Genomic DNA, 8556 nt, shown 5'->3' on the forward strand with positions numbered 1-8556 from the left:
GCCGAGCCCGTGTCGGCCCGCGAGGCGGCTGCGGGCCGCGCGCCTCGGGCCGAGCGCCGCACCGGCCCGCGACCGGCTGCGTGCTGCGCGCCGAACGCCGCGCGCCGCGCGCCTCGGGCCGAACGCTATGTAGGCCACGACCCGCTGCGGGCTGCGCGCCGTATCAAGCCGTATCGGCCCACGACCGGCCGGTGGGCCGCGGACCGTATCGGCCCACGACCCGCCGGTGGGCCGCGCGCCGGGTCAGCCCGCGAATGCCGGGTGCGGCTGTCCCTTGCCCGCTCCCGGGATCACCAGCAGGCAGCCCGCGAGTGCCGACGGCGCCGACAGGCCCGTACGGGCCGTGGTGACGTAGAGGTCGGTCAGGTCCGGGCCGCCGAAGGCGCAGGCGGTGATGCGCGGGGTCGGCAGGGAGATCACCCGGTCGAGGGTGCCGGACGGGGTGTAGCGGCGGACCGCGCCGCCGTCCCAGAGGGCCACCCACACACAGCCGTCGGCGTCGACCGTGAGGCCGTCCGGGAAGCCGGCGCCCGCCTCGATCTCCGCCAGCGTGCGGCGGTCAGTGATCCGTCCGCCGTCGTGGTCGAAGACGTCGATCCGGCGGGTCGGGCTGTCGATGTAGTACATCAGCCGGCCGTCGGGGCTCCAGCCGGTGCCGTTGCTGACCGTCACGTCGTCGAGGACCGTCTCGACCGTGCCGTCGCCGGTTATCCGGGACAGGGTGCCGCCTCCCGTGGCCTCGTCGTAGCGCATCGTGCCGGCCCACAGGGAGCCGTCGGGGGCGACGGCGGCGTCGTTGGCGCGGCGGCCGGGCACGGGGTCGTGGTGCAGCCAGCCGAGGGTGCCGTCCGGGTCGAGCAGGGCGACGCCGTCCCGGAGGTTCAGCACCAGTCCGCCGGCCGCGCGGGGCTTCACCGCGCCGACGTGCTGCGGGGTCGTACGGACCGTGCGGCGGCCGGAGGCGGGGTCGTAGGTGTGGATCCGCGAGCCCAGGATGTCCAGCCAGATCAGGCGGCCGGCCGCCGCGTCCCAGGTCGGGCCCTCGCCGAGCGTCGCCTCCGCCCGGACCGCCACCTCGTACGCCGTCATGCCACGCTCCGGTGGCCCAGGCGCTCCGACAGCTCCACGGCACCCTTGGCGGCGAGCTGCTCCAGCTCCGCCAGGCGCTCGTCGCTCCAGCGGATCATCGGCACGGAGATGGACAGCGCGGCCACCACCCGCCCGGTCCGGTCGCGCACCGGCGCGGCCACGCAGCTCACGTCCGGGTTGGACTCGCGGCTCTCCACCGCGACCCCGCGCCGGCGGATCTCCGCCAGGGCCTCGCGCAGCGCGGCCGGGGAGGTGATGCTGTTCGGGGTCATCGCGACGAGATCGGCGTCCTCGGGTACGCGCGAGTCGAGCTCGGCGTCGGGCAGCGAGGCCAGCAGCATCTTGCCGACGGAGGTGCAGTGGGCGGGGAGCCGGCGGCCGGCGGCGGACACCATGCGCACGGCGTGCGTGGAGTCGACCTTGGCGATGTAGATGACGTCGGTGCCCTCCAGGATCGCCACGTGCACGGTCTCGTCGCACGTCTCGGCGACCGACCGGGCGACCTGCTGCCCCTCGGCGGCGAGGTCGAGCTGCTCGGCGTAGCGGCTGCCGAGCTGGTACGGGCGCACCCCGAGCCGGTAGCGTCCGGGCTGACCGGGCACCGGCACGATGTACTGACGGGCGGCGAGCGTGGTGACCAGCTCGTGCACGGTGGTACGGGGCAGCTGGAGCCGGCGCACGATGTCGGGGGCGGAGAGCGTCCCGTCCCCGTCGAGGAAGAGCTCCAGAATGTCGAGAGCCCGGGTCACGGCAGGTACGAGTCGTCCCACGACCGGCCCCCTCCCTTGGTTCACTAGGTGACGGTGTTCATGACGGTGTTCACGGCGGTGTTCACGGCGGTGTTCTGCGGTGTTCACGATCGACGTTCGATATTTCAACAGTCGATCGGGATTGCGAACACAGGCTAGTCATAGTGGGGTTCCGCGGGCAATGGCCGGGACTCCCGGGAGTGCGGGCGGTGCGCGACGATGGGTGCCATGCCGTCCCCGAAGCCCCCCGCCGGCCCCTTCACCGCCGCGGACTTCCAGCTGGTCCTGCTGCGTCGCATGGCCGACCACAATCCCGGCCTGGTGGACGACGCCCGCCGGCTGCTGGGCGCCTCGCTCACCGACATGCGCGAGGCCAACAAGCGCTGGCAGGCCATGCTGCGCTCCCCGCGGGCCCGTTCCGCGGCCGCCCGCTACCGCTCGGTCCTGGGCCCGCCCGAGTCCGCCGTCGCCCGCAGGATCGGCGACCTCGACTGCGAGGCCCGGCTGTGGCCGCTGCCGCTCTGGCCCGACCTGCGCTTCGAGGTCCTCGTCGCGCCCGACGGGGTGGTGTGGAACGAGTGGCTGGTACGGGCGCCGGGCACGCCCGGCGCCGGGCTGCGCACCGTCGAGGACCTCGCCCCCTGGTCCTGCACGGTCGACGAGGCCGCCCGCGCCTTCGCCCCGGCCCGCCCGCTCCAGGGCACGGCTCCCACCCGGTGGGGACTGGCGTTCACGGCCCCCGACCGGGACGGGACGGCGCACGAGGTCGTCGCCGAGTTCACCTGGGGACTGCTCCAGCGGACCGCGACGGCCCGGCCCGCCCCGCAAGCGCCCTGAGACGCGCCCGGCCCCCGACGGCCCCACGGACCGGACCCGTCACCCCGCTTCGGTGGAGCGCTCAGGCCGACGCCAGCACCGCGTCCACCACCCGGTCCACGGACCCCGGGTGCAGGAACAGGAACAGATTCGGCTCGACGAGTTCCAGCTCCATCACCCTGGGCCGGCCGTCGTCCCCGTCCACCAGATCCACCCGCGCGTACAGCAGCCCGGGCGCGCCCGGCACGGCGGCCAGCGCCTGTTCGGCGACGGCGAGTTCCGCCGGGGTCGCGGTCCACGGCTCCAGGCCGGGGTGCGCCACCTTGTCCGCGTCGTAGGCCGTGCCGGGCGACAGCACCGCCTGCTTGCGGCTGGCGTGCAGGAACCGGCCGCCGACGTACAGCAGCGCCCGTTCGCCGCCGACGTCGATGCCGGTGACGTAGGGCTGCACCATGGCGGTGTGCCCCTCGTCGTGCATCCGGGCCAGGTGCCGCAGGGCGCTCTCGCGCTCCTCGGGCGTGTAGCGGGCGGCGAAGCGCGCACCGGCGCCCGAGGTGGGCTTGACGACGTACTCGCGGCCGTCCGGGAGGTCGGCCGGATCGCCGGGCGCGAGGTATCGGGTAGGCACGACGGGCACCCCGGCCGCCGCGAGATCCCCGAGGTAGCGCTTGTCGGCGTTCCAGCGGACGACGTCGGCGGGGTTCAGCAGCCGGGTCGCCGCGTCGCACCTGCGCACCCACGCCGCGAACTCGGCCGCGCGCCAGCTGTAGTCCCAGGTCGAGCGTATGACGACCAGGTCGAAGGCGCTCCAGTCGACGCCGGGCTCGTCCCAGGGCACGGCGACGGCCTGCGCCCCGGCCGCCCGCAGCGCCTCCACCAGGACCGGGAGGTCGCTGTCCTTGCCCGGCTCCGGGCCGGGGTCGTAGGTGGCGAGTGCGATGCGGGGCACGGCGGATTCCCTCCTGAAGGGGCGGACGAACCCACGCAGGCTAACCGGCCGCCCCGGCTGCGGAACAAGGTGTTTGACCTTCACCCTGGGGCAGCCCCCAGCATCGGTGGCAGGAAGACCGAGGGAATCCGGACGGGATGTACATGGACCTGCTGACGATCGGCGCCTTCGCGAAGGCGTCCCGGCTGTCTCCGAAGGCACTGCGGCTCTACGACGAACTGGAGCTGCTACAACCCGCGCGGGTCGACCCGGTGACCGGCTACCGCTACTACGCCCAGGCGCAGTTGGAGCAGGCGCGACTGGTGGCGTGGCTGCGGCGGCTGGGGATGCCGCTGGCCGGCATCCGCCGGGTGTGCGCCCTCGGCCCGGCGGACGCCGCCGCCGAGATCCGCGCCTACTGGGCGCGGGTCGAGGCGGAGACGGCGGCCCGGCGGGACCTCGCCGTCTTCCTCGCCGACCATCTCGCCGCGGCGGCACCCGAGCCGCCCAGGAAGGACACCGTCATGCTGGAACTGCGTTACTGCGCCCACTCCGACCGCGGCCGCGTCCGCCCCGCCAACCAGGACACCGCCTACGCGGGCACGCGGCTGCTCGCCGTGGCCGACGGCTTCGGTCCGGCGGGCGGACCGGCCGGGCGGGCCGCCGTCGCGGCGCTGAAGGCCCTGGACACCGCGGAGGTGCCCGCCGGGAGCGTGCTCAACCTGCTGGAGGACGCCGTGCAGAGCGCGACCCGCGCCGTGCACGAGGTGTCCTCGACGGACGAGACCGGTACGACCCTCACCGCCCTGCTGTGGACCGGCTCCCGGCTGGCCCTGGTGCACATAGGGGACTCGCGCGCCTATCTGCTGCGCGCCGGGGAGCTGTTCCGGATCACCCACGACCACACCCTGGTCCAGTCGATGCTCGACGAGGGCCGGCTGACGCCGGAGGAGGCCGCCGCCCACCCCCAGCGCTCCCTGCTCCTGAAGGCCCTGTCGGGCGGCGCGCCGGCCCTGCCGGACCTGCGGCTGGAGGACGCGCTGCCCGGCGACCGCTATCTGCTGTGCTCCGACGGCCTGTCCGGGGTGGTCCCCGACGACCGGATCCGGCGGCTGCTGTCCGGACACACCGGTCCCGACGACGCCGTACGAGCCCTGGTGGACGCCGCGAACGAGGCGGGCGGCCCGGACAACATCGGCTGCGTGGTCGCCGATCTGGTGACGGCAGCAGCCTGAACCACGCCAGGACGGCCGCCGATCCGATGGCGGCCTGAGCCTGAACCACGCCAGGACGCTCGCCGAACCGGTGGCGGCAGCAGCCCGGACCACGGCAGGATCGGCCGCATGTCGACCGCCGGAACGAGCGCCTACGACTCCCACCGCCACCTCCCCCCGCTCGTGGAACGGGCCGTCGCCGCCGCCCGCGCCCACGGCTTCCCGTACTCCTGCCGCCCCGAACAGGGCCGCCTGCTGCACGCCCTGGCGGGCGGCGCCCGGGGGGCCATCGGGGAGACCGGCACCGGGTTCGGGGTCGGGCTGGCCTGGCTCGCCTCCGGCGCGGGCGACGGCGTACGGCTGGTCAGCGTGGAGCGGGACCCCGAGCGGGCCCGGGTCGCCGCCGGGCTGTTCGCCCACCTGCCCGGGGTGGAGGTGCTCACCGGCGACTGGGAGCGGATCGGCGAGCGGGGTCCGTACGACCTGCTCGTGCTGGACGGCGGCGGACAGGGCAAGGGTGACGGTCCGGCGGCGGACGTGGAGCGGCTGCTGACGCCCGGCGGCACGGTCGTCGTCGACGACTTCACCCCGGCGACGACCTGGCCGCCGCTGCACGAGGGCCGCCCCGACCTGCCGCGCCGCTTCTGGCTGGAGCATCCGGCGCTGCGGTCGGTGGAACTGCGCCTGGCACCCGACCTGAGCAGCGTGGTGGGCACCCGGAGGCTGCCGGCCGCGCACGGGTGACCGGCGTCGGCCCGGGAGCGCCCGGGCGTGACCGACGTCAAGTCGTGGGCGGGGCCGGATCGGGGAGCCGCTGGTGTAGGAACGGAGGTGTTGTTCCCGGACGTGTTCCCCCACCCCCAGGAGTGCACCGCGTGACCTCCCTCTTCCCGGCCCTGACGGACGATCCGGACGGACGGACCGCCCTGCGGTTCGGCGACCGCAGCCTGACGTACGCGCAACTCGCCTCCGCCGCCGCGGCCGTCGGCGAGCGGATCCGCGGGGCGGGCCGGGTGGCCGTGTGGGCGACCCCCTCGCTGGAGACGGCCGTCGCGGTCGTGGGCGTGCTGCTGGCCGGTGCGGCTGCCGTACCGCTGAACCCCAGATCCGGCGGGAAGGAGCTCGGGCACATCCTGTCCGACAGCGCGCCGGCCCTGGTGCTGGCCGCCCCCGGCGACGAACTCCCGCCCGCCGTGGGCGGCCTGGCGCGGATCGACGTCGACGTGCGCGCGACGGGCGAGCCCGCCGCCGGTCACGCGGACGGCGAGGACCCCGCCCTGATCGTCTACACCTCCGGCACCACCGGCCCGCCCAAGGGCGCCGTCATCCCGCGCCGCGCGATCGCCGCGACCCTGGACGCGCTCGCCGACGCCTGGCAGTGGACCGGCGCCGACGTGCTGGTGCACGGGCTGCCCCTGTTCCATGTGCACGGCCTGGTGCTGGGGGTCCTGGGCCCGCTGCGCCGCGGCGGCTCGCTCCGGCATCTCGGCCGGTTCGACACCGACGGCGTGGCGCGCGAGCTGACCGACGGCGCGACCATGCTGTTCGGGGTGCCGACGATGTACCACCGCATCGCCGAGGCGCTGTCCGGCGACCCCGCGCTGGCCGGGGCGCTGGCCGGGGCCCGGCTGCTCGTCTCCGGCTCCGCCGCGCTGCCCGTGCACGACCACGAGCGGATCGCGGCGGCGACCGGCCGACGGGTGATCGAGCGGTACGGCATGACCGAGACGCTGATGAACACCAGTGTCCGGGCGGACGGCGAGGCACGGGCCGGGACCGTCGGGGTGCCGCTGCCCGGGGTCGAACTGCGGCTCGTCGAGGAGGACGGGACCGCGCTCACCGCGTACGACGGCGAGAGCGTGGGCGAGATCCAGGTGCGCGGCCCGAACCTGTTCACCGCCTACCTCGACCGGCCCGACGCCACCGCGGCCGCCTTCACCGCCGACGGCTGGTTCCGCACCGGCGACATGGCGGTGCGCGAGGCCGACGGGTACGTCCGGATCGTCGGCCGCAAGGCCACCGACCTGATCAAGAGCGGGGGTTACAAGATCGGGGCGGGTGAGATCGAGAACGCGCTCCTGGAGCATCCGGGGGTGCGCGAGGCCGCCGTCACCGGAGAGCCGGACGCCGACCTGGGCGAGCGGGTCGTCGCCTGGATCGTCCCGGCCGATCCCCGGGAGCCGCCCGCCGCCGAGGAGTTGGCGGGCCATGTGGCGGCCCGGCTCGCCCCGCACAAGCGGCCGCGGGTGGTCCGTTACCTGGACGCCCTGCCCCGCAACGACATGGGGAAGATCATGAAGCGGGCGCTGCCGTCATGACCGACGGCCGCACGGCCCGGGCGACCCTCGCGCTCGTCACCGACGACTTCACCGAACTCCCCCACCCGGCACGGGAGTCCGCACCGGCCGACGGCCCGCTCGGCTGGCCGGGCTACGACGCCTCCCGGGCCCGCGCCACGGCACGCACCGGCGAGAGCGAGTCCGTCGTCTGCGGCACCGGGCACGTCGAGGGCACCCGGGCCGTGCTGATCGCGTTCGAGTTCGGCTTCCTCGGCGGCTCGCTGGGCGAGCGCACCGGGGACCGGCTGGCGGCGGCGTACACGTATGCGCGTGAACACCGCCTGCCCGTCGTGCCGTTGGTGGCCACGGGCGGCAGCCGGATGCAGGAGGGGATGTTCGCGCTGACCCAGCTCCAGCGGGTGGCCCGGCAGTCGGCGCTCACCCGGGCGGCCGGTCTGGCGCAGATCGCCGTGCTGCGGGACCCGACCACCGGCGGCGGCTGGGCCACGCTGGGCGCGGGCGCCGACGTGGTCCTCGCGCTGCCCGGCGCCCAGGTCGGCTTCGCGGGGTCCCGGGTGCGGCCGCCGGACGCCGACCCGGCCGCGTACACGGCCGAGGCGCAGGTGGCGGCGGGCGCCGCCGACGCGGTCGTGGCGCCCGAGGAGCTGCGCGGGGTGCTCGGGCGGTGGCTGCGGCTGCTGACGGCGCCGTCGGCCGAGGCGGCACCCGTGCCGCGGGCGCTCGGCTCGGCGGATCTCCCGGCGACCGGCTGGGAGGCGGTACGGCGGGCCCGCGCGGCCCGGCGTCCGCGCGCCGCGAGCTATCTGGACGCCTACTTCACGCACCGGGTCGCGCTCGGCGGGGACCGCTGCGGCGGCCGGGACGCGGGCATGCTGTGCGGCTTCGGCGAACACGCGGGGCGGGCCGTCGCCTACGCCGCCCAGGCGGGAACGGCGACCCGTCCGGCCGGCTACCGCACCGCCGCCCGACTGGTCCGGCTCGCGGACCGGCTCGGCATACCGGTGCTGACCCTGGTGGACACCCCGGGCGCGGCCAACGACGCCGAGGCCGAGGCGCAGGGGGTGGGCGCCGCGATCGCGGACCTGTTCGGCGCGGTGGCCGCCGCCCGTACGCCGGTCACCACCCTGGTGATCGGCGAGGGCGGCTCCGGCGGCGCGCTGGCGCTGGCCGCACCCGGCAACACCTGGGCGGTGCCGGACAGTTACTTCTCGGTCATCGCGCCGGAGCCGGCGGCCGCCATCCTCAAGCGGCCGCCGCAGGACGCCGAGGCGACCGCGAACCAGCTCCGCATCCGCCCCCAGGACCTGGTGGAACTGGGCGTGATCCGGGGCGTGGTGGGCTCGGGGTAGATCCTGGCGGGCTCCCGCCGGAAAGGCGTCCCGGCGGGCCTCCTCCGGGAAGGGGTCCTTGCGGGGCCCCTCCGGGAGGCGTCCGGGCGGGCGCCCACCAGGACGGGGTCC

At 75.7% G+C, this 8556-nt stretch carries 8 protein-coding genes; 5 read left to right on the plus strand and 3 right to left on the minus strand.

Annotation, left to right across the window (positions count from 1 at the left end; all coding sequences use genetic code 11):
- Positions 1–243: 243 nt before the first annotated feature.
- Together ABT085_RS40205 and ABT085_RS40210 are read right to left on the minus strand one after the other, a co-directional pair.
- The gene (locus tag ABT085_RS40205; RefSeq protein ID WP_351620120.1) at positions 244–1089 is read right to left on the minus strand and encodes an SMP-30/gluconolactonase/LRE family protein; all 846 of its coding nucleotides are present in this window, start codon (positions 1087–1089) and stop codon (positions 244–246) included.
- Complete coding sequence (locus tag ABT085_RS40210; protein WP_351620123.1) at positions 1086–1859, minus strand: IclR family transcriptional regulator; 774 nt, start codon at positions 1857–1859, stop codon at positions 1086–1088. The genes ABT085_RS40205 and ABT085_RS40210 overlap by 4 nt, the downstream gene beginning before the upstream one ends.
- 207 nt (positions 1860–2066) lie before the next feature.
- Between ABT085_RS40210 and ABT085_RS40215 the strand changes: the two genes are divergently transcribed.
- Positions 2067–2675 carry a hypothetical protein gene (locus ABT085_RS40215; RefSeq protein WP_351620126.1) on the plus strand — a complete coding sequence of 203 codons (609 nt, stop codon included), beginning with the start codon at positions 2067–2069 and terminating at the stop codon, positions 2673–2675.
- A 61-nt stretch (positions 2676–2736) separates the two neighbouring features.
- Here the strand turns inward: ABT085_RS40215 and ABT085_RS40220 are convergent, their stop codons facing one another.
- Entirely contained in the window at positions 2737–3603 is an 867-nt protein-coding gene (locus ABT085_RS40220) for an ATP-grasp domain-containing protein (protein WP_351620129.1), read from the minus strand.
- Positions 3604–3746: 143 nt separating this feature from the next.
- On the opposite strand from ABT085_RS40220, the gene ABT085_RS40225 reads away from it, so the two are divergent.
- From ABT085_RS40225 to ABT085_RS40240, 4 genes are all read left to right on the plus strand, one after another.
- Positions 3747–4817: a MerR family transcriptional regulator gene (locus ABT085_RS40225; protein ID WP_351620140.1), complete on the plus strand. Its 1071-nt coding sequence runs from the start codon at positions 3747–3749 to the stop codon at positions 4815–4817.
- Between the two features lie 108 nt (positions 4818–4925).
- Positions 4926–5540 carry an O-methyltransferase gene (locus tag ABT085_RS40230; protein ID WP_351620131.1) on the plus strand — a complete coding sequence of 205 codons (615 nt, stop codon included), beginning with the start codon at positions 4926–4928 and terminating at the stop codon, positions 5538–5540.
- Positions 5541–5671: 131 nt separating this feature from the next.
- Positions 5672–7114 (plus strand): acyl-CoA synthetase, encoded by a 1443-nt coding sequence (locus tag ABT085_RS40235; protein ID WP_351620134.1) that lies wholly within the window; start codon positions 5672–5674, stop codon positions 7112–7114.
- A complete protein-coding gene (locus tag ABT085_RS40240) occupies positions 7111–8445 on the plus strand; it encodes a carboxyl transferase domain-containing protein (RefSeq protein ID WP_351620137.1) in 1335 nt (444 codons plus the stop codon). The genes ABT085_RS40235 and ABT085_RS40240 overlap by 4 nt, the downstream gene beginning before the upstream one ends.
- Positions 8446–8556: the final 111 nt, after the last annotated feature.

Source organism: Streptomyces sp. NPDC002265, from assembly GCF_040296125.1.
Classification (GTDB): Bacteria; Actinomycetota; Actinomycetes; order Streptomycetales; family Streptomycetaceae; genus Streptomyces.